The 26,110-nt window shown below is 50.0% G+C and carries 20 protein-coding genes and 1 pseudogene; 5 read left to right on the top strand and 16 right to left on the bottom strand.

The features are described from left to right. Positions 1-127: 127 nt before the first annotated feature. A complete protein-coding gene (locus Kalk_RS14185; RefSeq protein ID WP_101894870.1) occupies positions 128-2,638 on the top strand; it encodes an acylase in 2,511 nt (836 codons plus the stop codon). A gap of 36 nt (positions 2,639-2,674) precedes the next feature. On the opposite strand, the gene Kalk_RS14180 is transcribed toward Kalk_RS14185, so the two are convergent. From Kalk_RS14180 to Kalk_RS14170, 3 genes are all read right to left on the bottom strand, one after another. Continuing rightward, positions 2,675-3,856: a GGDEF domain-containing protein gene (locus Kalk_RS14180; protein ID WP_158643497.1), complete on the bottom strand. Its 1,182-nt coding sequence runs from the start codon at positions 3,854-3,856 to the stop codon at positions 2,675-2,677. A gap of 56 nt (positions 3,857-3,912) precedes the next feature. Next, positions 3,913-5,064, bottom strand: coding sequence for a GGDEF domain-containing protein (locus Kalk_RS14175; protein WP_101894868.1), 1,152 nt, complete (start codon positions 5,062-5,064; stop codon positions 3,913-3,915). A gap of 264 nt (positions 5,065-5,328) precedes the next feature. After that, complete coding sequence (locus tag Kalk_RS14170; RefSeq protein WP_199767923.1) at positions 5,329-5,805, bottom strand: VOC family protein; 477 nt, start codon at positions 5,803-5,805, stop codon at positions 5,329-5,331. A 193-nt stretch (positions 5,806-5,998) separates the two neighbouring features. Between Kalk_RS14170 and Kalk_RS14165 the strand changes: the two genes are divergently transcribed. Continuing rightward, on the top strand, positions 5,999-7,750 hold the full coding sequence (locus Kalk_RS14165; protein ID WP_267892394.1) for an ABC transporter transmembrane domain-containing protein: 1,752 nt from the start codon (positions 5,999-6,001) through the stop codon (positions 7,748-7,750). 6 nt (positions 7,751-7,756) lie between these two features. On the opposite strand, the gene Kalk_RS14160 is transcribed toward Kalk_RS14165, so the two are convergent. From Kalk_RS14160 to Kalk_RS14135, 6 genes are all read right to left on the bottom strand, one after another. After that, positions 7,757-9,760 carry a TonB-dependent receptor plug domain-containing protein gene (locus tag Kalk_RS14160; protein WP_101894866.1) on the bottom strand — a complete coding sequence of 668 codons (2,004 nt, stop codon included), beginning with the start codon at positions 9,758-9,760 and terminating at the stop codon, positions 7,757-7,759. 131 nt (positions 9,761-9,891) lie between these two features. Further along, on the bottom strand, positions 9,892-10,602 hold the full coding sequence (locus tag Kalk_RS14155) for an anti-sigma factor (RefSeq protein WP_101894865.1): 711 nt from the start codon (positions 10,600-10,602) through the stop codon (positions 9,892-9,894). After that, positions 10,599-11,150 (bottom strand): sigma-70 family RNA polymerase sigma factor, encoded by a 552-nt coding sequence (locus Kalk_RS14150; protein WP_101894864.1) that lies wholly within the window; start codon positions 11,148-11,150, stop codon positions 10,599-10,601. The genes Kalk_RS14155 and Kalk_RS14150 overlap by 4 nt, the downstream gene beginning before the upstream one ends. 96 nt (positions 11,151-11,246) lie before the next feature. Further along, positions 11,247-11,831, bottom strand: a complete 585-nt coding sequence (locus Kalk_RS21795) for a TniQ family protein (protein ID WP_101894863.1) — start codon at positions 11,829-11,831, stop codon at positions 11,247-11,249. Between the two features lie 61 nt (positions 11,832-11,892). After that, positions 11,893-12,606 carry a M48 family metallopeptidase gene (locus tag Kalk_RS14140; protein ID WP_101894862.1) on the bottom strand — a complete coding sequence of 238 codons (714 nt, stop codon included), beginning with the start codon at positions 12,604-12,606 and terminating at the stop codon, positions 11,893-11,895. Next, positions 12,606-15,698 carry a type I restriction endonuclease subunit R gene (locus Kalk_RS14135; RefSeq protein WP_101894861.1) on the bottom strand — a complete coding sequence of 1,031 codons (3,093 nt, stop codon included), beginning with the start codon at positions 15,696-15,698 and terminating at the stop codon, positions 12,606-12,608. The genes Kalk_RS14140 and Kalk_RS14135 overlap by 1 nt, the downstream gene beginning before the upstream one ends. A 171-nt stretch (positions 15,699-15,869) precedes the next feature. Here Kalk_RS14135 and Kalk_RS21370 point away from each other — a divergent pair, with 171 nt between their 5' ends. Beyond that, entirely contained in the window at positions 15,870-16,037 is a 168-nt protein-coding gene (locus Kalk_RS21370; protein WP_199767922.1) for a hypothetical protein, read from the top strand. A 43-nt stretch (positions 16,038-16,080) separates the two neighbouring features. On the opposite strand, the gene Kalk_RS14130 is transcribed toward Kalk_RS21370, so the two are convergent. Genes Kalk_RS14130 through Kalk_RS14105 form a run of 5 tightly spaced genes read right to left on the bottom strand, consistent with a single transcriptional unit; the run spans position 16,081 to position 21,638 of the window. Further along, the gene (locus Kalk_RS14130) at positions 16,081-16,698 is read right to left on the bottom strand and encodes a Fic/DOC family protein (RefSeq protein WP_101894860.1); all 618 of its coding nucleotides are present in this window, start codon (positions 16,696-16,698) and stop codon (positions 16,081-16,083) included. After that, complete coding sequence (locus Kalk_RS14125) at positions 16,691-17,530, bottom strand: hypothetical protein (protein ID WP_101894859.1); 840 nt, start codon at positions 17,528-17,530, stop codon at positions 16,691-16,693. Before Kalk_RS14125 ends, Kalk_RS14130 begins: the two co-directional genes overlap by 8 nt. After that, a complete protein-coding gene (locus Kalk_RS21235; RefSeq protein WP_158643495.1) occupies positions 17,530-18,918 on the bottom strand; it encodes a restriction endonuclease subunit S in 1,389 nt (462 codons plus the stop codon). Before Kalk_RS21235 ends, Kalk_RS14125 begins: the two co-directional genes overlap by 1 nt. Then, a complete protein-coding gene (locus Kalk_RS14110) occupies positions 18,915-21,350 on the bottom strand; it encodes a type I restriction-modification system subunit M (protein WP_101894858.1) in 2,436 nt (811 codons plus the stop codon). The genes Kalk_RS21235 and Kalk_RS14110 overlap by 4 nt, the downstream gene beginning before the upstream one ends. A gap of 48 nt (positions 21,351-21,398) precedes the next feature. After that, positions 21,399-21,638, bottom strand: a complete 240-nt coding sequence (locus Kalk_RS14105) for an HTH-like domain-containing protein (RefSeq protein ID WP_101894857.1) — start codon at positions 21,636-21,638, stop codon at positions 21,399-21,401. Between the two features lie 285 nt (positions 21,639-21,923). On the opposite strand from Kalk_RS14105, the pseudogene Kalk_RS14100 reads away from it, so the two are divergent. After that, positions 21,924-22,256: pseudogene (locus Kalk_RS14100) on the top strand (transposase); the annotation flags it as partial. A gap of 303 nt (positions 22,257-22,559) precedes the next feature. Here Kalk_RS14100 and Kalk_RS21790 read toward each other — a convergent pair. Further along, entirely contained in the window at positions 22,560-22,970 is a 411-nt protein-coding gene (locus Kalk_RS21790) for a TnsA endonuclease N-terminal domain-containing protein (RefSeq protein WP_407656830.1), read from the bottom strand. 377 nt (positions 22,971-23,347) lie between these two features. Here Kalk_RS21790 and Kalk_RS14095 point away from each other — a divergent pair, with 377 nt between their 5' ends. After that, positions 23,348-24,892 (top strand): TniQ family protein, encoded by a 1,545-nt coding sequence (locus Kalk_RS14095; protein WP_199767921.1) that lies wholly within the window; start codon positions 23,348-23,350, stop codon positions 24,890-24,892. Between the two features lie 46 nt (positions 24,893-24,938). On the opposite strand, the gene Kalk_RS14090 is transcribed toward Kalk_RS14095, so the two are convergent. Then, the gene (locus Kalk_RS14090) at positions 24,939-26,009 is read right to left on the bottom strand and encodes an endonuclease NucS domain-containing protein (protein WP_101894856.1); all 1,071 of its coding nucleotides are present in this window, start codon (positions 26,007-26,009) and stop codon (positions 24,939-24,941) included. Between the last annotated feature and the right edge of the window lie 101 nt (positions 26,010-26,110).

The following is a 26,110-nucleotide window of genomic DNA, read 5'->3' as shown; positions in this document are numbered from 1 at the left end:
AATATTTGATGACCAGCTTTCGCTCCTCCCGTCTGTTTACCCTTATTTCTGATACACACATAACAACATCTGCGCTATAAAAAAGTAGTACCCAGGATCAGGGTATAAACATAATAAGGAATTTATAATGGCTACTCTACATTTTGCAGGTGCCATCAGTGCACTTGCCCTCGGTGTATCAACACTGGCCCTAACAGGCTGCCCCAAGAAAGAACTCGTAGCATTTGATGATGATGGCGTCTTGAGCGCCAAAATCCGCCGTACCGATTATGGTGTTCCCCACATCAAAGCAGACAACCTTGAAAGCCTGGCCTTCGGTATCGGCTATGCCTTTTCAGAAGATAATGCCTGCTTACTTCTGGATATTGTGGCTCGTTATAATAGCCGCCGTTCGCGGTTTTATGGGCCTGACAAGGTGCCAGGTTCCGGTGACAGCGTTAATCTTATTTCTGATTTCAGTTACCTGGCATTGGGAATCAGAGAGCAGGCCGAATCCGGAATGGACTCTTTGAGCGATAACACCAAGTCTATGCTCTCGGGTTACAGTAAAGGTTTTAATCATTATCTGAACAATACCGGGAGCGAAAACCTGGACCCCAACTGCGCAGGCAAGCCCTGGGTGCAGCCAATCGACGAAGTCGACATGCTCACCTCGTTACTGGGCACTGCACTGCTGCCAGGCTCAGGAAACTTTCTGGCGCCCATTTTTATAGCCACTCCCCCCAATACCAGTTATCTGCCTTCACCTGTGGTTGCCAACACCCAAAAACAGGCGTTAAACACAACCCAACTTACGGCAAATGTCACCTTGCCACGATTACCTCAAGGCAATCCTAATGATCTCGGCTCCAATGCCTGGGCCATCGGCAAAGATAAAAGCGAGAACGGCAAAGGGCTGTTGTTGGCCAACCCACATTTTCCTCATACGGGCATATTGCGCTTCTGGCAGTTTCATTCAACGATCCCCGGCGTAATGGACGTCATGGGCTCATCCCTATACGGAACCCCCGGCATGGTAAATGTTGGCTTTAACAAAAATGTCGCATGGTCGCACACCTACTCGACCGCCGAACATTTTATTGTGTATGAGCTGGCACTGGATGATAGTGACCCTGCAGGCCTGACCTATGTTGTGGATGGCCTACCCCGCACAATTGAAGAGAAAACACTGACTCTGAATGTCGCCGTCGGGCCAAACACCACTCTGCCTTTTTCCAAGAAAGTGTACTTCAGCGACTTTGGACCCATGATTGTTATTCCAGACGTTTTGCCCTGGGGCACCAATCAGCAATCACGCTCAGTGGCCTACTCTATCAAGGACGTCAACAAAGCCAACTTTGATATTGTTGACCACTGGATGGCCATGAACCTTGCCCGGAACATGGAGGAGTTTAAAGATGCTTTCAAGCAATACAATGGTGTGCTGTTTAACAACACTTTGGTAGTCGATAAGGAAGGCAACACGTTTTACATCGATGATTCCACAGTACCGAATTTATCCCCCGCTGCCGAACAAGCGCTGAGAACTGATCCGACGCTAATGCAAGCCCGTGAAGTGACAGGATTCAGCATCCTGCCGGGCAGCTCGGAGATTTTCAACTTCAACGGCCCGGTACCCTACGAAAACGCACCCAAGATTGAGCGCAGCGACTACGTACAAAACTCCAATGACAGCTACTGGCTGACTAACCCTGCAGCCCCCTTAACGGGCAGCTCCATCCTGTACGGAAAAACAGATGTAGCCCAATCCTTGCGTTCCCGCATGTCGCACGCTTTGTTTGCAAGCAGCGCAGGGGACGATGAACGCTTCAATATCGACGAACTGCAAAGCGCCCTATTCAGCGAACGATCCTATCTGGCAGAATCCGTGCTAAGCGATTTGATTGAACTGTGCGAAGCCCAAGCTGAGGAACCGGTCAGCGTAGAAATTCCCGCTGATGAAAACACACAGACCGTTCTTGTGAATATTGCGCCTGCCTGTACTGTGTTAGATCAATGGGATGGCCGTTTCAAAAAACACAGCCGAGGAGCTCACCTGTTTCGGGAATTTGCACAACAATTTTACCGTGATCCTCAGTGGGAGGTTGAATTCAACCCGACTGATCCCACCGGCACCCCCAACACACTGAAAGGCAACACAACCGTGCTGAAACAACTGGCGCAGGCTGTTCTAGTACTGGAGCAGGCAGAGGTAGCCCTGGATGCCAGCCTGGGTGAGGTACAATTCGTAGAACACAGCAACCTGGACGGCACCCCCTCAGGCGAGAAGTTGCCCTGGGAAGGCAGTAATAACATCGAAGGGGGCTTTAATGTGTTTCGATCAATAAGTGATGACAGCTCACTGATCCCCCGCAACGTATACCCATCGATTGCTGGCAGCCAAATAAGCGCCGAAGGTAAAGGCTATCAGGTATCGCAAGGATCAAGCTGGATCATGTTAGTCACATTCACCAAGAAAGGGCCTGTGGCTCGTGGCCTGATGACCTACTCTCAATCCATTAACCCAGAGTCTGAACACAGAGATGATCAAACTCGCCTGTATTCAGCACAACCGCAACTGAGGCCATTATATTTCAATGAGCAAGACATCAAGGCCCATACCCTGTCAGAAACCAGGTTGGAGTTGGCCTTGGATTAACCACAGTACCAAACAAGGGGCCGCCTGAGCGGCTCCTTATGCTGCACCGTGCATATGATCCACCACCACTTGATTACGGCCGCCATCTTTAGCTCGATACATGGCTCGATCCGCCCGCCGCAGCATTTCATCTACGCCCATGCGCACATCGCCTTCATTGCACACCAGCCCAAAACTTCCGGTCAGCTTGATACGATCGCCCTTCGCTAAAATAACATCGGTACTTTCCAGCTGCTGGCGACAGCGCTCAGCGATAGTCTGGGCACCTTCCAAATCAGTACCCGGTAAAATGATAAGAAACTCCTCGCCGCCATAGCGCCCGACCCGGTCATTCTGACGCAAGCTTTTCTGCAGAGCATCCGCTGCGGCGATCAGCGCAAAATCGCCAGCTTCATGGCCACGATCGTCATTAATGGACTTGAAGTTGTCCAGGTCAACCATCAGCAAGGATAACGCCGGCCCTTTTTTTCGGCTGCGCTCCTGCTCCTGATCCAAATGCACAAGAATGCTGCGGCGATTAAACAATCCAGTTAATGGATCGGTAATGCTCAGCAAGCGCACCTTTTCTTCACGATCGCGCCAGCGGCGCAGCACCAGATAGGACGCCGTAATCAGAAACACCATATGAGGCAGGGTGTAAAAATACATATGAAACACAACAAAGGGTGATGCCGATGACATAGCCCCTTGAGTATTGTGAAACATTGGCGCATAAGGCCACCATTGCCAAGCGGCCCCGAAAGACAACGCCAGCTGCACCAGCATCGACAGAAACAGCGCCAACATCACTGCAGCTCGGTTAAAAAAGATAAATCCAACCACAGGCGCCCCCACCATTACTGCCCCCACAGGCAATGACAGCGTACCGACCTGATAACTGAAATAACACAACGACAAACCAAAATAGAGTGATGCGATGTATTCAAACAGCACCAGATCACCCTTTAGCTGACGAACCAGATAGGTTCCGACAATAAGCAAAAGCGAGGTAAAGGAAAACCCGTAAAACCACCTTAACTGACTGGCCAAATGCGCCTGATCAATCCAATGATTATCAGCATCCTGAATCAGCAACAACTCCCCCCAAAGAGCATAGTGCAGATACAGCCCACAAGTCACAGCCCCCAGCAACATGGCTTTGGAACTGGACTCCCATTCCAACGGGTTGCCAATTCGTCGGTTCAGTTTTACTGCAATGGCCTTAAGTCTACTCCACACAATAGTAGCGCCCCAATACGCATAAAAAATTCAGATCAAACATGCAGCCCCCATTGCTATGGCGCTACCACTAACCGGTCCCGACCGGTGCCCTTGGCCTTATACAACGCCACATCCGCCTGCTTAACCAAGTCATCAACCGTGACAATCTGTGACACCGTATAACAACTCATCCCCAAACTCGCAGACAAGGAAAGCGATTCGCCATCCGGTAATTCTAGTACGAGTGCAGCAATAGTTGTACGAATTCGTTCAGCAAGACATCTCGCCTGTTCTGCCTCCAAGCCGGGCAATATCACCAGAAATTCTTCACCGCCATATCGCCCCACATGATCCAGCTGTCTTACCGTATTTTTCAATGCCATAGCAGCCATTATCAGAACCTGATCACCCACGTCATGACCCCAACGATCATTAATGCTTTTGAAGTGATCAAGATCCACCATTACCAGACACAAAGGCATCTCCCGCTTTTCACAAGCGGCCTTTTCCTGCTCCAACAAGCTCAGAATGTGCCGCCGATTCACCAGCCCGGTCAGACTGTCAGTGCGGCTCAAATGCATAGCCTCCTGCTCTCTGATCCGCCAGCGCTGTAACACGTAGTAAGCCAATGCAAAAATAAAGACCAGATGAGGTGACGCAAACACCATGTAGGTCAACTGCCACCCCATCGACAACCGGCCATCACCCTGATACAGGTTCTGAGCTAAAGGCGCATAAGGCAGAACATCCATGAACGATGCCAAACTAAGCCCAATAACCAGTACCAAGCTAATCACAAACGCACTGGCAACAGCCAAACGATCAAAAAATATAAAACCAACCACCGGTGCCCCTGCCAACACTACGCCCACAGGTAACGACATCAAACCAACGCAATAGGCGTAATACACATGGCTGACACCAAAATACAATGTTGCCAAATACTCATAGAACACGCTCTGCCGATTTCGAGTTTGCGCCAAGCGGGTCAGAAGAATCAGACCGGCTGACAGCATCAGCAGACTATTAAAATAAACCCGATGATGGGCAACCTGTTGCAGATCGATCATGCCCGCGAACTCAGGCAGTCTCATCGCCATCTCTATCCAGACCTGATAGATGCTCTGCTGCACAAGATAAATCCACAGCAACAGATTTGCCTTTTTTGCCGAACTCCATTCCAGCGGATTACCAATTTGACGGAACACTTTGTCGCAGAGATTCATCAGTAGATAACGCTTGTATGATTATTATTATGTATTCAAAAGCACAAGGCTATGTTTACTTTTTACCTCCGATGGACGGGTTATGCAGTTATAAATTGGTATGGATGTATTACGGTTGGTAAGCAGAGATTACAAAAAGGAACCAAAGCAACTGGCAATTTGAAAGCGATCGGCTATCCCAGGCATACACCTTATAAACCTAGGAATATTAGAGGGGCAGGCACATCACCAGCCCCCTCCAGACAGACAATAACGGCCTTTGCTCTACTGGGCCGCCAACTTCGCAAAGGCATCAACCACTTCCTGAGGTGCCTGCACCAGCTCTATCAGCACACCTTCACCGCCGATGGGAAATTCCTCATTGGCCTTGGGATGCAAAAAAGTGATATCAAACCCAGCCGCACCTTTACGGATACCACCAGGAGCAAAACGCACGCCATTAGCACTCAACCATTCCACTGCCTTCGGCAAATCATCAATCCACAGCCCCACGTGATTCAGCGGGGTGGTATGCACCGCCGGTTTCTTCTCAGGGTCAACCGGTTGCATCAGATCCACTTCCACCTTGAAAGGCCCGCTCCCCATGGCGCAGATATCCTCATCCACGTTTTCCCGCTCGGAGACAAAGGTGCCGGTAATCTCCAGCCCAAGCATGTCGACCCAAAGCTTCTTGAGTTGATCTTTAGAAGGGCCACCAATGGCAATTTGCTGGATACCAAGCACTTTGAATGGACGCTGCATAATCTATTCCTGTTAATAATGAGTCGAAGAGTTAAAGCCTCCATTATAAAGGCTGAAGAGTGCGCTGAACATGACCGGTTGGACACAGATACTGAAAACTCCACACTGAACCACAGCCGCAACTGGCCTAGCAGCAGCGATTCGCCCTACAATGGCCAGCTTGCAGTAAAAATCAGACGCTAAGGAATCCCCATTGGACACACCCCGCTGGAATGCCTCCAAACTGGCCGCAGAGTTTATGCTGCCGTACAAATGGCAGATCGCCTATGCCATTGCTGCACTGCTGTTTACAGCCACCATAACTCTGTCTATCGGTCAGGGCGTTCGGCTACTGATCGATCAAGGAATCGCCACGGCATCGCCAGATCAACTGGAACACTACGTACTGCTGTTTCTGGTGATGGTCGTAGCCTTGGCACTGGGCACCTTCACCCGTTATTACTGGGTATCCTGGCTGGGGGAGCGGGTCGTGGCAGATATTCGGGAGCGGGTATTCAATCACCTCATTCACCTGCATCCCGCTTTTTTTGAGCAAAACCGCTCTTTGGAAATTCAGTCCCGCCTGACCACCGACACCACCTTGTTGCAATCGGTGGTGGGCTCATCTCTGTCTATGGCTCTGCGCAATCTCATTATGATGGTAGGAGGCATTATCTGGCTGTTCATCACTAACCCAAAACTCACCGGAATCGTGGCTATCGCCGTGCCGCTGGTGATCGCCCCCATTCTGATTTATGGCGGAAAAGTGCGAGGGCTGTCTCGCAAAAGCCAGGACAGCATCGCCGATGTAGGCGCCTATGTAGGAGAAATCCTCAGCAATATCAAGATAGTACAAGCGTACAACCATCAAGGGCTGGATCAAACTCGCTTCCTGTCATTTGTTAATAGCGCCTTTGACATTGCCAGACAACGCAACATTCAGCGGGGCCTGATGATTACTCTGGTGATTGTTCTGGTGTTGGGGGCGGTCGGTATGATGCTGTGGGTGGGCGGCATAGATGTTATCGAAGGCCGCATAACCGGCGGTGAACTGGCAGCCTTTGTATTCTACAGCGTAATCGTGGGCTCAGCGGTTGCCTCCATATCCGAAGTGATTGGTGAACTGCAAAGGGCCGCAGGTGCTGCACAGCGGATTGTGGAACTGCTGCAGTCCACCTCAGATATAACAAACCCGGCCCACCCGACGCCTCTGCCTACGCCTATTCAGGGATATATCGAGATAGAGGATCTTACCTTCACCTACCCCTCACGGCCGAACGACCCCGCCATCGATCACTTATCCTTAAACATCGCCGCAGGTGAAACATTGGCACTGGTAGGCCCATCGGGGGCAGGCAAATCCACTCTGTTAGATTTGTTGCTGCGCTTTGCAGACGGCAACGCGGGCTCCATAAAACTGGATGGTATTGATATCAAAGCCTTAGATCTGGCAGTGCTACGCAACTGCTTCGCGTTGGTATCACAAACACCCACGCTGTTTTATGGCTCCATTGCCGAAAACATCCACTACGCCAAGCCCGATGCCACCAGTGAGGAAATCATCGCTGCGGCAAAGGCTGCACACGCCCATGAATTTATCGAGCAATTACCGCAGGGCTATGACACCCGCTTGGGCGATGGAGGCATAGGGCTGTCCGGTGGGCAGAAACAACGCATTGCCATCGCTCGCGCCATTCTCGCAGATGCCCCCATCTTATTGCTGGATGAAGCCACCAGCGCCCTGGACGCACAAAGCGAACATCTGGTACAGCAGGCCGTGGACAAGCTGATGATTGGCCGCACCACCCTGGTAATAGCCCACCGACTGGCCACGGTAAAAAACGCTGACCGAATCGCCGTATTAAATCATGGCAAACTGGAAGCATTGGGCAAACACGAAGAGCTGGTAGAAAAAAATGAACTGTATAAACGCCTGGCAGAACTGCAATTCAAAACACAGGCGTAACCTGCCCTAATCAACCCGCCCCGGATGATACTCAATAGAAGCCAGGAACGAGGCACCCGGCATGGGCAGGTGTTCAGTTCCTGCCAGAGGCAAATAGTATTCCTTGCCGAATAGATTCCTTAACTGCAACCCAACGCTGGTGCTCGGAGCAATCATATAGTTGAGGTTTAAGTCCAGCACCGTGAAACCACCCACTCCGTCTCCTGATGGTGTGGAGTATTCATTTACCCAACGCCCCACAACCGATCCAGATAACGGTAACCCACTCACACCTCCCCACATCAAACCCAGGTTGGCTTTGGCATCCGGGACATCAGACAAATTGTGAGTCGCGCTGGTTTTACTTTCAGCACGAGAGCTGTTAAAAAACCACTTGGTATTACTGTTCAAATGATACTGTGCTTCCAGCTCCCAACCACGAACGTCCACATCATCAGCACTGTTAACATACTCGCCCAAACTCGCCCAGTTTCGCCCTAGATACTCTTCCGTGTGTGTTTCAAAATAGGTCAGGCTCAGCAGCCACTTGTTACTTTGAAACACCGGCGCCACTTCAAATGTTTTCACCTGCTCTGGCTGCAAATCCGCAATATCGATCGCTGGATTCTCGGCTCTGACTTCGTCATTCACACCCAGCTCCTTCACCGAGGGCCCGCGCAGTGCTTCGCCATACATCAATTTCAAATTGAAATGATTAGTAAAGCGCTGCACTACCGCCAACCGCGGCGAAAGCTTCGAATAGGTATCACTACCGGCCTCACCTTTATCTTCCCGTGCACCTAACGTAATCAGCGTACCTTCAAGCAGTGGCAAGGTTGTTTTGAACTGAGTGTATAACGATAAGGTATCCACATCCGGCGTTCTTGGAGTAAGCCTCGACACGCCACTTGCCTCCACCCATTCAGACTCACCATATCGCGTATCGTAATTCACACCGGCGATCAGATTGCTATCACTGCCCAATCGCCAGTCCAGTTCAGCTTGGCCTTCATAGGAATGAAAAGGATAATCGTATTGGGAGCGCACCGTTTCGGTAGCATCGTAAAACGTAGAGGCCTCCGTGGCGTAGGCGTACTTTAGATGGCTGTTGAACTGCAACGCTTTCGTTAAGGCCGTTTGATACTTCACATAGGTTACCAACGTCTCCCAGCTGATTTCATTATCTTCACTGGAGTAATCTGCCCAGAAATCACCAAGCCCACCTTCTTTTTTGAGATACAAAGTGCCTAACCGTACGCCTTCTAACGGCCCCTGATCCCACTGCCAACTGCCATAAAGAAATACGCTCTGCTGATCATCGTAATTGAGATGACCGGCATCGCCTGCCACCACATCTTCGGATGCCGATTTATCATAATAACCAAATCGCACACCACCGCTGCCCACCGTATTTCGGAACAGATAATTACTCACCAAACGCTTTTCGCCATCCTGTGATCCAGCGGAGGCTCGAGCTGAAAAATGACTCCCCTGTGTTTGCTGTTCCAACGGTTCAATATCAATCACCCCATAAAACGCGCTGACGCCATATAGCGCCGAAGCAGGGCCACGCAAAAAATCCACTTGCTTGGCAAAGTAAAGTGGGAGGTGATTATCAGACTGTACGGAGTAGGCACGTATATGATTGATGGGGATACCATCCAGCAGCAACAGATGGCGATTATTGTCAAAACCCGAAGCTTTTTGCCCTCGGGTTTCCAAGGTATTTTCACCAATACTGGTATAGGAGGAATAGCCTGGAGTGATGTTCGCTAAATCAGCCAGGTTATAGTAACCCAGCTCCTGAATATCGCGCTGAGAATAGGAGGTAATACTGCCGGGAGCATCAGCAATGCGCTCTTGTTGTTTGCTGGCCACGGTAACTTTGACCTCAGCCAGCTCTTGCAGAGATAAATCAAAAAAATCAGTGGGTTCTGCTCGACACCAACAGGAAACTAACCATATCAGGGCCCCTCTTGTGAACCCCAATCCTGTAACCTGCCAACCCACCCTTGCGATTCGATCCGCCATATTCCTTTGGCCTCAGCCGCACACAATTCCGTTGTCATTAAACCGGTACAATCCTCCTCAGCTTAATTTTCATTCAAGGAACATGCAAGTATATGCTTTGAGCATCCTCTGCGGGCTATCACCACTGCACCTTACAACACACCCTCGGTTTGGACACAAATACCCGAATACAGAATTGCCCCCGATGGTTTTTCTTGCAACGGTCGATCAACCGGCTCAGCGCTAACCACCAAGCGACGCGCATTCTTAATACGCTGCCACAGCTCTTCAGTGATTGTATGTTCGATTGAGGTTGTGGCGCCTAAGGTGTCGATCGGCGTGTAAAGGCCACTATCACGATCCACCGCCCACAACTGTAATCGGGTGGCAGGATCATCGTGCGTAATCAACGTTTTAATCGTGATGCGCCAAGGCGCTTTATCCGCCCCAACCACTACCGCAGCCCTATCCTGATCATCAAAGAGCACACCCAGATACGCAGGATTCATCACCGCAGGTGCGCTGAAAAACAGAAACAGCCCGAATGTTGCAGCAGCCAGGCCATTACCCACCGCCAGCATACGCCAGAGACGATCCCAAAAGCGGTTTCGTACGGATTGGGCCTTACTAGAAGGCGTGGTGATGGCATGCGCTAAATTACGCCGGATATGGGTTGGTGGCATTACCGGAGCAACACTGTCAGCAATGGGGTGCAACACTTGCTCACAATCCATGACCAACGTGAACAAACTCGAATCACGGGCCATCAGCGCCTCAAAACGGCGACGAGCACCACCAACCAAGCCGCCCAGAACATACTCTTGAGCAAGTGCTTGTCGTAAGGTTGGATCCGTGTATTTCATAAGCCCAGGCACTCCCGCACTCGCTGCAAACCCCTTCGAACCCACGATTTTACAGAGCCAGTGGGCTTGCTCAGACGATTTGCGACTTCCTCATAGGTTAGGCCATCAAGATACATCAGGCGAATGCTTTGACGATGCTGTTCATTGAGCAACTGCATGCAATCATTCAGACGAACCAGCTCACAGTGGGTGGTCGCATCCCTCAAAGGGTCAGTGTGCGCACTCAACTCCAATTGCTCATCGATGTCGACATTGCGGCTGCTCTGACTGACCTCGCGACTGCGCAACCAGTCTAATGCACGATTGCGCGCAACGTGGGTCATCCAGGTCATAGGATTAGCTTTAGCGGCCTCATACGATCCGGACGCCGTCCATATTTTCATATAGGCCTCCTGCAGCACGTCTTGTGCCCATGTATCTCTTTTAACTATACGCAGTATCAAGCCGTACAGTTTCGCAGAAGTCGCATCGTATAATGCCAGAAATGCTTGCTGGTCTCGCAACCCGCAGCGGGATAACAGCTGCGCTATGTGGTCGTGGTCTGTCATACTATCCGGCCGTTATGGATTTAGGGTGAGCTTATTGAGTGAGTGCGGGAGCCTGCGGACTCATGAGCTAAATATATCAATGAATCGGCCTGCCAATCAATCAGGAGTATAACCGCCTTTGCGGTCAACGATATAAGAGCTGTGGCCTGACTTTATGAAGTAAACTACAAGGGTTGCAAAACACAGTCGTAGTATTGCGAACGCAAAGCTCCATAATGCTATCCTCGATATCACAACGGAAGCGATTGCTGTCCAAAAGATAATGAAGCACGCCTGTTTTGGGTAGTGTTCAGAATTCAAATCAATATTAGGCACGTACTCCAAACAACGTTTATGCTCATGACATACACTATTATTCTTTGCGAGCCACTCCCATTTAATGTGTGGTCTCGAAGAGAAGCACTCTACACATATCTTTAAACTTAAGCCATCAGATCTGATTAACCTGTGTGAGCCCTCGAAGTCTAAAGGCCAACTGCGACGATTCCCTGTTACCAACAAGAGAGCCTTCGTAACTTCCCTAGTAATTTTGAGAGTTTGGAGAGACTTAATATCTGTTTTCCTCCCCAAGAGATGACATAGAAAAGCATTAACTTTCTGAAATCCATTCAAATGAGCTACTCGATGAAAATAGCCTACCAAACTCTCATCCGGATTGAGTTTGGGGCGAGACAATAGCATCTTCCTAGGATCTTCCACTGATTCCAGCTCCGAAGTCTACTAAGCTTTAACACCGTCTAAATTAATAAACCCAACGAGTGTTTGCTAGTGGCATCTTGTTAAGCAAATCTCTACGCTCTCGCCAGTCTGGAAGAAAAGTATCCATATAGTGCTTAAACCTTGCGTTATGCTTGCGTTCATGCAGATGCACAAGCTCGTGCACCAAGATGTATTCCAAGCACTCAGGTGGCTTTTTGGCCAGTTCAAGATTTAGCCATATGCGCTTTGCATTGGTGTTGCAACTACCCCACTTGGTTTTCATCTTTTTTACACCCCAATCGGCGGCTGAAACGCCAACCTTCGTTTCCCATGAGGGCAACAACTCGCTAATCCGCTCCTTAAGCAAACCACGGTAAAACGAGTCCAATTGCAGCACTTTTCTTTCGAATGTAGTCCCTTCACTTACATGCAGATGCAATCGCCCACGCCCAACCTTAATCTCATGGCGACCTTTACGCTCTATAAGATCCAACCGATAGCGCTTACCCCACAAATAATGGCATTCACCACTAACCATTTCACGGTCAGACTGGCGGGGTTGCTTGGCGAAATCACTTTGCTGCTTCCTGATCCAGGGAATACGGCTGATCACTGCCATGCGAATGGCGTTATCACTCATGGTTTTGGGTGCAGATACTCGCACCCGCCCATCCGGTGGTAATACACTGATATGCAGATTTTTGATCGCCTTGCGATTAAGCTGCACTTCAATAGGTCCGATCTGGATCAGCGACATTAATCGTAATCCCGTTGTGCTTTCGCTAACTCCATAACACTTTGAATATCCACATCGTAGCCTGCGGTTTCTTCTCGCACCGCATTGGCGATCTCCCGCTCCTTAAAGCGGTCGCCTTTCCACATGGCCTTTTTAGTGTAACGAATGGCGTCATCGATCTTGGTTGCCAGCACTTCATCCTGACCAAAATTGTCGTAAAACGCCCGCTTTGACAGCGTGTCCATTGAGTAAGGATAATTAGAGTCAGCTTGTTGGGGGCGAATAACCTTGCGCGATAACTCGCGAATGCGTTCAAGATATTCCTGGTACTCAATGGCTTTCTGTCGGCGCAGCTCTATCAGCTCATCCAATAGCACCGACATTTGCTCGTAGTATTTCGGGTTAACCGGGTTTTCGTCGACAATGGTTTTGCGTACGTTGTTTTCGATGGTCTCTGCCATCGCCTCAGGGTTGCGGCGGATACTGTCAGGCAGTACACCTGCCGCATCCGCGCCTTTTTCCACGATCAACTCTATCAGGCCCAATTCTTCGAAATCCATCAAGGTCTCACTGTCATCGGCGCGGATATACATATCCAGCAAATGACGCATGGCCGGCTCAAAGCGCTTCATCTCCACTAAATCGCCACTATGCAGCTTGATCTCATCCCGCATCTTTTCATAGTGTGCGATCTCTTCGCGAATCGCTTCGATCTGCTGTGCGGTATAGCCTGCATCGGGCATCTCATTGGCAATATTGGCAAATGCCCGCAGCAACTTGGCCACCAACTGATACAGAGTGACGCGTAGCGCCTCTCTTTCTATCAGTACATCCGGGTCGGCACCAGGATCACAACAAAAATAATGAAAGTAATCTTTCTGATCTCGCGGGGCCTTCACCGGCTCGCACAAAGCGCGCACCATCTCCAGCGCGTTATCCAAATCGAGCTTTGCCTGCTCCAGACGATCTTTTAGCAACCCGGCAACGTCTTCTTGGTCATACCCCTCAAACGCACCTTGAGTGTAGTCAGATATCGCCTTATCCAATGACTTGAAGAGATCCTTATAATCAACAATGTACCCGTATTCCTTGTCATCGCCATCCAGCCGGTTTACCCGGCAAATCGCCTGAAACAAGTTGTGATCGGCCATCTGCTTATCAATATATAAATAGGTTGCCGAAGGCGCATCAAAGCCGGTCAGCAGCTTATCTACCACGATCAACAAGCGCATCTGGCCCGGCTCATCAATAAAGCGCTTTTTAACCTCTTTTTCGAACTCCTCCACCCGGTTTGCGGCTTTGTCTTCGGGCTGTTCAAAATAGTCTGCTAACATTTTGCGGTAAATGTCGTATTTGAACAGCTTCTCGGTCAAACCTTCGCCGGTTTCCTCGCCTTTGATACTGGCCGCTGTGGGCTGGTAACTGGTGACAATAGCCACCTTGCCCGCCAAGTCGGTTTGGCTAAACATCTCATAGGCTTTACAGGCCTGATACACACTTGCGCACACCAACATCGCATTGCCGCGCCCATCCATCAACCGCGGTTTCGTTTCCATATCCAGCAAGATATCGTTCACGATCTGTTGCAGACGCGACTTGCTGGAAAGCACCTTTTGCAGGGTGCCCCACTTCTGCTTGATCTGAGTTTTGGCAATGCGAGAAAGGCCACGGGTTTTGGCCTCAAACCACTCATCCACTTTCTTTTGAGAGGTGATGTGCTGGTCAATATCCCTTGCCTCATAGCGCAAGTCCAACACCACGCCATCAGACACCGCTTCATCGAACTTATAGGTGTGAATATAAGGGCCGAACACTTCCACCGATTTCTTTTTATCCTTCTTCATCAGCGGCGTGCCGGTGAAGCCGACAAACATGGCCTCTGGCAGGATAGATTCCATGGCTTCGTGCAGCTTGCCCGACTGGGTACGATGGCACTCATCCACAAACACAAACAGATCGCCCTTGGCCTTAAAATCGGAAGGCAGTGACTTTCTCAGTTCAGCGATAAACTCATCTGTGGCCGCATCGCTCTCTGCATCGGATTGCCGGCCAAATTTGTGCACCAGTGAGCACACCAGCCAGGGATTGGGTTGATTCAGGGTCGCAATCAAATCCGCACCGCTTGTGGTACGGTAAATGTCTTCCTCTACCCCGGTGAATACTTTCTCAATCTGCTCATCCAGCTCGGTGCGGTCGGTCACGATCAGAACCCGACCATCAGAGACGTGTTCCCGTATCCATTTGGCTAGCCACACCATGGTCAAGCTTTTGCCGGAGCCCTGGGTATGCCAAATGATGCCCCCTTGGCGTTTGGCGATGTAGTTCTTAGCAGCCTCGATACCAAAATATTGATTGTGGCGGCAGGTTTTCTTCGTGCCTGCGTCAAACACAATAAAATCGTGAATAATTTGTAGAAAACGCAGTTTGTTGCAAATACGGCTCAGGTGAAAGTCAAGCTTGTGCTCATACGGGTTGGCAACATCTTCTTTCCACTCCAGATAATACTTTTCCGGGGTTTCAATGGTGCCGTAGCGCAGGCCTTGGGAATCATTACCTGCCATCACCAATTGCTGAGTGGTAAAGAAATTTCGGATAAAGTCTTTCTTCTGATTATCCAGATTCTGGCGAATACCCTCAGACACGGAAACCGATGAGCGTTTAAGCTCAATTACACCCAGGGCAATACCATTTACGTATAAAACAATATCGGGGCGCTTTTTATTTTCGCCCTTGATGGAAACCTCTTCGGCGATGGCGAAATCATTGTCCTCAGGATTTTGCCAGTCGATCAGCCAGACGGTTTCATTGTGGTGGCCAGCGCCTTCCTTATCTTTCACGCCATAGCGCAACAGGCTGTACACATCCTTGTTGGCGTAATAGAGCTTCTTGCCTTCACCCAATGCCGCAGCGGTATCCAGCTGGCGCAGGGCGCGATTGATTAAGGCCGAGCTATAGCCTCGCGATGCTAACCAGCCCGTTAGAATATCCTGCTCCACATTCTGGTTCTGGGCTCTGTCCTCCCAGTTACCCAGATAGCGGTAGCCAAGTTCAGATTGAAAGAACTGCACAACGCGTTGCTGAGTCAGTCGTTCGCGCTGCCCTACTTTACTCATGATTCACCCGTTTATTTTGAGATCATGTTGTTATAAATCAGCAGGTTAAAAGCACCTAACCCTATTAGAGACTATGGCAGCCAACCCCGGATCTGGCAACCTTATATCCTGTTGTAACAGGAATATTCTGTTATAATTTATATAATTATCTGACTCTACAGGTCTTTTAGCATGAAAATCAAACGCCAGCGCAAGCCCGCCCAGCCGGTGGCCAAAGCAATGATGATGCGATCCGTAGCCAGCTCTACCGCCATTGAGACAGGGCAAAGCGTGAAAGCCGTAGAAGCCAAACTGAAGTCCAAGCGCAACAAATTCAGCCATCTTGGTCTTTCCGCGTGATCCACACTCTCACAAATAACATCCAATAAGCCCTAAAGCGGGCTTATTGCGTATTAAACGCCTGCTCTACCCAATGCATCATGGGTTTATAATTCATATCAAGCCCGGCCTGAATAGCCGCAAAATAATCGGCCTTATTCTCATCCCATGGCGAGTAATCCAATGTTCCATAACCAGCCTGTGACGCCATCACATCGGCGATCAAGCGGGCAATGCGGCCATTACCTTCTCGAAACGGATGAATCAGAATAAACTCCACATGCACTTCGGCGATCGCTTTAATCAGGGTTTCGTCTGTCAACTCGGTACAGGGTGTTAACTGGCTCAGGTAGTCCCGATCCAACTTATGCAAGAGGTTAGGAATTTGAGATGCGGCGGCAAAGTGAAAGTCCCCTTTGCTCAGGTTAACCGAACGCTCCTCTCCCGCCCATGGGTAAATGGCCCCCAACCATTGCCGATGCCAGGACTTGATTAATGGGCTGCTGAGGACGTCCGGCAGGGGTTGATCCAGCAATACGTGTTGATACAACTTCTCCAGCAACGCCAGTTCGGCCTCATCCATGTCCGCCGGATCGGTGATGCCCAATGTATTCGCCAGCACCTGATCATTGGAGCCGGGTTGATAACGGGTCTGGGATTCTGTCAGTTCGTATTTACTCATGCTCCAAGCCATCCTTCGGCACAAAAATCCAGCCTTCCGCCGGGGGCGTATCCGGCAGGGGCTCCTGCAACCGATCCGGCTCATTGTCATACATCCAGGCCAATAAGGCGCAGATCAGGGCATCGCGTTTGTCATCGTGATCGATCCCGGGCACAAAGTTTGCGCCCTGCCATACGGCATTCAGAGGCAACATTTCAATGTGTTGCTCAACAATAAACGGCTCCAGTAACCTGCCCATATCGCCGGAGTGTTTGCAGGCAGCGGGATAGGCCTCGATGGCGTGCAGGTAGCGATTCCCTTTAGTAACCCCGTCAATCTGCCCCTCAATCAGGCCCTGCCAGACACCCACCTGATTGGGCCGGGGTGCAAACCGGGCCAGCGCGTGCATGCCTTTGGTGGCCTGACTGCCGATCATATCCTTCACCGGCGACAACGGTGCCAGGCCCTGTTCAAACAGATAACGGGCGGTGCGGCGGTACAGGTAAGGGTTGGTGGCGGAATCGGCGATGGGCCCGGCAGCGCCTTCTCCATTGATCAGTTGCCGAAAGGCCTGTGAGAAACCCAGCGGTGTATCGATGGCCAATACCACGGGTGGCAGATCATCGGGGGAATACGCTACCTGACAACAATCCAGTAATGCCTGCACCCACTCGGCGGTGGTGTTGGCTTGGTTGATGGCATTGCGCAGATTGCCGCGCCAGGGTTGGCCCAACAGGGTGCGGTTGGCATCCAGCACCACCAGGACATCGCGGCTGCTTTTGTTTTTATCGCAGTTCCAGCCGCCGACGTCCCAGCCTATGTAGAGGGCATTAGCGGGAACGTCGGCGTGCATTAGTTTGTGCTCCCGGCGGGTTGGATAAGGCGGGTTTTGCCGGTGAGCAGTTCCTGCATCATGCCCTGTTTGATTTGGCGGGTTTTGGTGAGGCGTTGTTGCAGGGCTTGGATTTCGGTATCCATATCGGAGAGGATTGTGGCAATGCAACCTTGCTCTTCCTTGCTAGATAAAGGAACCAAAAAGTTAGCCAACTCTCTTGCACCTAAATTCGGTTGCGCAGCACCACCCGCCCATAGAGTAATCATTTCCTTTGAAAATTCGGACTTAAAATACACAGAAACATAATCTGTTGTTGTTCTATGCTTTTTTGGTCTTATTATTACCAGAGAACTAGCGATGGCTCCTGATCCAAACTCTTCTGGAACCACACCAAATTTTCCTAATGAACCCCTTAAACAAAACAGTACATCACCCGCCGCAACTTTCCCCCCTCCTAAACGCTCATAAACATGTTCGGGAATATAATCCATATACCTCAAATCAATAAGACCATCAGCAACATGACCGGCATTTATAAACGAAACCCCATATTCAACAAACTCATGTGCTGAAGGATAATTTGAACTTCTGTCTCCATTTTCAAAGTTACATATCTCTCCCAGCGTTACCACATCCCAATCCTCCGGAATTTCACCCAGCTCGCTTTGCTTATAGCCCTTTTTCGAGCCATCTTCGCGCAGGGCGAATTGTGGCAGGCGGGTGCGGCCGGTGAGGAGTTGTTGCATGGTGGCGGTTTTGATGGACTGCTTTTTGGCGATCAGTTTTTCCAGCTCGCTGATTAGGGCATCGACATCGGAGAGGGCGTTGGCGATGGCGGTTTGTTCTTCTTTATTTCTCGGAAGAGGGATTAGTATTTCCCGAATTTCTTCTAGGTGTAAATTCGTTACCGTCCCCTGTTTAGCTCTCTGCGCCAATTGCAGGTCTAGGAAATCAGACTTAAAGAATTGTTCTAGATAATTGACTTCAAGGAGGTTCTTCTTCAATTTTATCAAAGCGAGACTGACAAATATGGAAAATTCCCACTCCCAACTAACGACTTTGGGAATCCCGATTGTTCCATTCTTACTAAGTAGCAAGTCACCTTTTTGCGGTCTACATCTTCGAATCAAGTAAGCATGCTCTTCTTCAGAAACATATTTGAATTCACTATCGTCCAACTCGCCCTGAATATCTGTCACTCGAAGAAAGGGCACTCCATAAGTTGTATACCTTGGCGTATGATGTGTGCCATCGATTATTAGTACCGTTAGCTTCTGCAAATTTTCAACGTCCCAATCCTCAGGAATCACCCCAACTTCCGTTTGCTTGTAACCCGAAGGCACAGCATTCTCATCCAGCTCCGCCAAATACTGCGCGCTGACTTCGGCCACTTTATTCACAGTCACAGCGCCCACTCCAAGCCCATGGCTTTCAGGTGCCCTGCCACTTTCTCACTCAAGTTCTCAACCGACTGGGTAATAGCTGGCAATGGCTCCGCATAGCGCTCTTCCAATTCCTTCACCCGATTGGCCAGTTGCTGGGTGATGCGCTCGATCTCTGCCTCGATATTGGTTTGCAGGGTGGCGAGCCATTTGTCGTCCACCAGCAGAGTTTTGATGTCGTCTTCGGTGAGTTCCGGGTATTGCTTGAATACAGCCAAATCCAGTTCGTCCTGGGCTTCTTTGAGGGATTTTTTGGCGTCGGTTTCAGCGTCGAATAAGTTCTTCGCCTGTTTGAGGGCGGCTTTTTCTTCTGGATCTTTCGCCAGTTTCAAGCGCGCGGTGACGCTGGCTTTGGTGACTTTGTCTTTGTCGTTGAGGGCTTCGCTGAGCAAGCCATCGTCTCCACTGTTTTCTTCAATGAAGGTTTCCAGTTCCTGGCTGGTGCTGTCCAGCGCGGCTTGCAGGGCGTCGAGGTTGGCTTGTTCGGTGGCAAAGTAGCGGGCCACGATCAGGGCCGGGGGAATCAGTTCGGCTTTGTATTTGGTTTTTCCCAGAGTGAGGTCGGGGGTTTCCTTCAGTTTTTCGCCCTTTTTCACCACCAGTTCCCGCAGTACTTTACCGGCGGCCCAACCATCCTGCACCAATACATAGGTGTCGTCCTGCATGGTGTCGGCCCAGTAGTCCATGAGGATCTGGTAGATGTCGTATTTGCTGAGCAAGGGGGTTTGGCTGTAGCTTTCCAGCAGGTCTTCGCTGATGCGGTGGATGATGGCTTTGGGTTGTTCTGCGGGCTGGATGGCTTTCAGGTCAGCGCGTTGGCACCAGGCGGTAAAGGGCGCAAGGCTGCGGGCGGCAAAGGCTTTGAATTCCGGGTGACCCAGAATGGTGCTTTTGACCTCGGCCGCTTTCACCAGGCCTTTGCTGTAACCGGGGCGCTTTTTGCTCTCTGGTGCGTCCGCAAACAGTTCGGCGCGCAGGCTGGGGAACACTTGCCAGTATGAATCCAGGGCGTCGATATCCCGATTGGGGATGCCGCCTTGCAGGTGGGCGCTGAGGTCGTGCAGGTCTTCCGGCTCGCTGGCATCGATGTAACGGGGAATGTTGAGGTTGTAGTCGTTGGCGGCGATGTCACTCAAGGGCACCATGCGGCTGTAGCGTGGCTGTTGCAGTTGTTTGGTGAAGACGTCGACGATTTTGTGGATGTCCTGGCTGCGCAGGCGGTTTTTGTTGCCGTCTTTCATGTAGCCTTTGCTGGCATCCACCATAAAGATGCCTTTGCGGGCGTGGGCGTGCTCTTTGTCGATAACAATGATGCAGGCGGGGATGCCGGTGCCGTAAAACAGGTTGGCAGGCAGGCCGATGATGCCTTTGATGTAGCCCTGTTTGATGAGGTTTTCGCGGATGCGGGCTTCGGCATTGCCCCGGAACAAGACGCCGTGGGGCAGGATCACGGCGCCTTTGCCCGTGCTTTTCAGGCTTTTGATGATGTGCAATAAAAAGGTGTAGTCGCCGTTCTTCTCCGGCGGGATGCCCCAGGTGAAGCGGCCGAATTCGTCTTCGGCGGGGTTGATGCCGCTGGTCCAGTTTTTGTTGGAAAACGGCGGGTTGGCCACGGCAAAGTCGAAGGTGGCGAGTTGGCCGTTATCATCCTTCCACTGGGGATCGGCAATGGTGTTGCCTTTCCATATTTTGGCGGTGGTGTTGTTGTGCAGGATCATGTTCATGCGCGCCAGTGCGCTGGTGGCGTTGTCCATCTCTTGCCCGAAGATGGACAGGCCCCGTGGCGCTTCGTCGCTGGCTTTTAACAACAGGGAGCCGGAACCGCAGGTGGGGTCGTAGACGGTCACATCTTGCGAGGTATCGGGGTGGATGCCGATGACTTTGGCCAAAACGCGGGACACTTCGGCGGGGGTATAGAATTGGCCCTTAGATTTGCCGGATTCGGTGGCGAAGTGGCGCATGAGGTATTCGTAGGCGTCTCCCAGCAGGTCGTCGCCGTCGGCGCGGTTGGCGGACAGGTCCAGCCCCTCAAACAAACCGATGAGTTTGGTCAGGCGGTCGACCATTTCCTTGCCTTTGCCCAGCTTGTCTTCGTCGTTGAAGTCGGCCACGTCGATAACGCCCTTGAGGTCGTTCTCTTCCGCCAGGGCGCCGATGATTTTGTTGATCCTGTCGCCGATTTCCTTGTCGCCCTTGAGGGCCACCATGTCGTCGAAGGTGGCACCGGGGGGCACTACGATCACGCCGTTTGGGTCGCCTTTGTATTTGTCGGAGACGTATTTCATGAACAGCATGGTGAGGACGTAGTCTTTGTACTGGCTGGCGTCCATGCCGCCGCGCAGCTCGTCGCAGCTGGCCCAGAGGGAGGAATAGAGGGCGGTTTTCTTGATGGCCATTGGTGATCCTTGCGGAGTGGTGAGGCTCCGTTGGTATTGTTATGTTGGTTAGAGCAGCTCGGGGTTCAGGCCTGCTGCTTTCAGGCGCTGAGTCAGGTTGCGCATTTTACTGAATTCGGTGCCGAAACTCTGCCGGAGCCCAACGCCTTCACAGAATTCTTTGGCAGTGACCTTTTCAAGTTGGTCAGCATACTTGATCATTTGCAGGTGAAGCTCGGCCGTGTATTGGTTGCGCGGCGCGCCTGATAAGACCTGCTTTATGCGGCTGTATATTTCTTTATCTTTCATTGTTTGGCTATGAGTTGACTGGGAATCAAAGGGATTTATCTAATTTTGATAAATTATATAAATATGGGTGATTTCACAAGGGTAAATTGTGCTGACAGTTTACTTGTCCTGATATTCTTGAAACGAAACATGCTTTAAGCAGAGGGAGTTACCACTAACATGGACTGGATAAAACTGATTACGGCTATAGTGTCAGTAATAGCGTTTATTTGGTAGTGTTCAGAATTCTGTGTCATTTCTTTATCATTAGACCAAAAGAGATGACCTATGACCAAACCTACTTTCGATATGGAAGCCAAATGGGGCGACAAATATCCAATGGTAATCCAGTCTTGGCGCAGTAAATGGCCGACGTTATCGACTTACTTTAAGTACCCGGATTACGTGCAGAAGGCGATCTACACGACAAACGCTGTCGAGGCTGTACACCGCCAGTTCCGCAAACTCACTAAGACGAAAGGCGGCTTCCCTAATGAAAACAGCTTACTGAAGCTGTTGTATGCCGGTATACTCAAAGCCACTGAGCGATGGACTCACCCGATACAGAACTGGAACCTGACGCTGTCACAGCTCACAATCCACTTCCCAGACCGGCTGGAGAAATGCATCAGCTTATGACGCCGCTAGGCTGACACAGAATTTTGAACGCCCTCACCCCCTGCATTATCTCCCCTACATTCTTTTCCGTAATCTTTGTAACACCTTTCTCCACTATCTTTTTAATATATTGGTATTTTCGGTTAGTTTCTCTCTGTTCTTTTTCTGTAAGATCAAAAAACTTCAGCTCACCAAAATCTCGAGATTCAGAGAGAATCTTTATCCCTCCAGCTGAATATATTTTATCGAGTTCATCTCTGCTTATTCTTTTCGAAGAACCGTTGCTAATATCCGCAACAACAATCTCGCTTTTTCCTACAGATCTTATAATTGCCCGAGGAAACGGGATCTGATCGCCGAACTTATGAGTTCAGCGCACCGATGAAGATTTCGTACATCCAAGGTGGGACGCTTTCTGTATTGATAAAGCTTTTCGTAGTTTGATAGTAGTGGTCTCTGGTAGATCTCTGTTTCATCAACCAGCAAAAAACTTGCACCAGTGTTTTCTAGCGATTCTTCGAAACCAGTAAAAAGTTCTTGGTAATGCTCGCTCTTGGCTCGCTCAGATGGTTTCACCTCGACATATTTTCGGCCACCAGATACGTATCGCACTTCAAAATCCGGCGTGTAGGTACGTAGTTCAGCACCGACGGAAACCGTGAATGTTCGAGGCTGTGGAAAATATTCCTCAACGCTCGAATCAAATTCGAGATAGAGGCAATATTTTGATTCCAGAATGGATTCTACGAGGATGGATTTTCCGCCATTCGCCTTAACCGGCGGAAAACGAACGATGTTTTTGACAGCAGATCTTTTGAGCTTGCGAGCTCATGTAAAGGCGTATCCAAAGCATCCTTGCTCAAACTATACGCTTCTTTATAAGGTTTCCCTAAAAATATTTATAAGGTAGTCCTATAAATTTATAGGTTTTCCCTACAATCCACAAAAAATGTAAATCCTCGCAAAAGCTTGAACAAAACACCTCTACAGCCCGCATTTTTCGGCTCGATTCGAGATAAGTTTGAACAAAACTTTCGAGAAAAGATTGAACAAATTTCTGCTATCCCCAAAAAACGCCTAAGGCCCACGCACCACGTGGGTTCGACATAAGTTTGAACAAGTTTCTTACCGATCCCAGCTCACTATCTCTTCACGACCATGCGCTGAAATTCTATGCTCAAAACATGAGCAGACTACTAATTCGACCCCATCGGCAACCCGATGAGTGCATGGTCAGTTATCTCATCCGGGTCAGCGAGCAAAATGGCTTTCACCATATCGGCCATTTGCTCCAGCATGCCGGTCTACCGTGGAAAAACCTCCGGATACCAGCCCACCAGATAATTACTGGAGAGTATGACATAGCGCCGTACTTTTCCCAGCTGGGGCTCGATTATACCTATCCGAGAACAGCTGACACCTTCAAATCGTCCCAAGTGCCGCACTTTACCACCAAGATCTTCGTCAAAACCCCGAAAATCTGCCCCGAATGCCTCGAAGAGATGGGATATTCTTCCGACCTATGGAGCCACATCGCCTATACAGCCTGTATCAAGCACAAGCTGTTACTCGTCGATACTAGCCCCAAGACAGGGAAGAGGCTGAGCTGGTACCGCCGCTCTCTCAATGAATTCGGTGAAAGCGACCCATTCCCACCGGTTAATTCGATACCAAAGGCCTCGCCTGCAACCTTAGCCTTCACCAGGGCAATGACTCATCTGATTGAGGGACGTAACCCACCAAAATCGATTCCCACCGTGCTTAGGGGCCTGAACTTCGCTGAAGCCTTGTCTCTAATCCATTTCATTGCACACTACCAGTACAGGCTGTTCCACAAAACACTGTTCACACCGGCTAGTTTGGACAACCTGACTGTATCTCACCATTACACCCAGGCCTGGCAAGCCTTGAAACGCTGGCCTCTTGGTTTCCATCTGCTGCTTAGCCAGTACATTGATAACCCGATGAGCGAACGCGGGCAATCGGGTATCAACAAGCACTTCCGCGACATTCACGAAAAGCTGTATCGGCAGCGAGAGAACAAAGGTATTGCTCGCCTAAGAGCCGCGTTTGACCAATTCATCGAGATCAACTGGCCGAATGCAATTCAAACACATCGGCTGACCAGAATATCTTTGTCATCCGATGAGCGCCCGCTAATAACCCAAAAGGAGGCACAACGCCTCCTTGATTGTCGGGAGCCCCGAATTCATAGTCTGATAGCCCAAGGCAAAATAACGCTCCATAAGTTCAAAGGCAAAGCCTACTTCAACAGAGAGGAAGTCGGGGCTCTGGCTAGGCTGTACCAAGATAACTGGTCAATGGAACAAGCTGTCATTGAGACCGAACTTTCCCGCTACCAGCTTAAGCAGCTACTTGATGCAGGACTTGTTAAAGCCTTGCAAAGGGCTGACTCACAGAACCGAGATTGGTTAATCTGTAAAAGGTCATGGCAGCGCATGATTAACAATCTCAAAAAACCAGCCCTGCAACACGAGAGCCCAAAAGGTAAATCACTAAGCGGACTACAAAAGCAAGGCTTCATGATCACAGACGTATTTAATATGCTTGCGAAATCACAGCTAAATCACTCATTCAAAGAATCAACAACCAAACCTTTTAGCTTTAAACAAATTGTAAATTTCCGTTTGGATTGACTGACAATTCCATAGAGATCTGCTGCATTCATATCACTTCACAAATCTAAATCTTAATTCCCCACATTTCTTTTATTCTTTTCACCGTATGCTCCCACTTGGGGGTACGAGGCCTGGCAACCGAGTTTTGGTTCCCAAACAGCCCAACCTCATTCACTGCTTGAGATTCTGGCACCTGGTGAAGCCAGGAAACCGGTACGAAGTACTCAGCTTCATCCTCGCCACAGTCTGAGGCCAGGTTGTATTCGCCTTTCAGATGCAATTCAGGGGTGATGAACTCATCGGCCATCACGGCATGGCCTGTTACTTTGCCCACTCCCACATAACCAGTACCAGGGATATTCACCCACACTCGATCGCCTGGCTTAAGCATAAACAATGTCTTGCTGTACCAACGCCCACCGCCAGCCGAAATGAAACCATGATTGATAGCGTCCTCCCAGCTTCTACCTCCGGGCCCGGCACCAAAGCTCGCGTAGAATTCGCCATTCCACTCACCTTTTTGGCGGGTGTTAACAGCATGCTCTTCGGTTTCGACAGGGTCGATCATCCAAGCACGACTTAAATACTGATTATCTCCGTCCTGGAAAACCGAGAAAAACACGGCGTTGACAGCCACACTGGCCTTGTCATTCAGGTAGTTGATAATACGCTCCGTGCTTGCATCCAGCTCAGCCGCAACAATCACCATTTGATGAGAGCTATTAATATCGTCCTCTACCGGCAAAGCTCCAAATCGCGCTTTAAACGCCTCATCGAAACTCTTCTCGGGCAAACCATTCCTTTCAGCAAATTCCGAATAGATCTGAACAAACTTTTCTGAGGGCAGGTGTTCTACCCAAGCGGCATAGTCAATTGCTTGCGCTACAACATCTCTTGGCGTCTTATGTTTTTTCAGCTCGATAATGATAATAGAGCCGGTGGCATCAATGGCGAGCAGGTCAATGTACTTACCAAAGTCGGTGTAGACTTGGCGACCGATCAACATCCAACCACTGCTCAGAATGGATATATCACGAGTAATCTGCTCTTCCAGCAACGCTTCACTATCCAACCTGATGGCGGCCAAAGGCTGAGGTTTCTCGCCAATCTTCCAGATACCATGTTGAACTGCCATTTTTGTACTTACCCCTCAATATGCAGCGAAGTTATGACTTTTAGTCATATAACGGCACTTGATTTTTTCCTTCTCCATCACCATACTTGTGCGCAGCTCAT

It is taken from the genome of Ketobacter alkanivorans (assembly GCF_002863865.1).
In the GTDB taxonomy this organism is placed as follows: domain Bacteria; phylum Pseudomonadota; class Gammaproteobacteria; order Pseudomonadales; family Ketobacteraceae; genus Ketobacter; species Ketobacter alkanivorans.
Note: the sequence above shows the minus strand (reverse complement) of the source record. Positions and strands in the feature narration are given on the sequence as shown.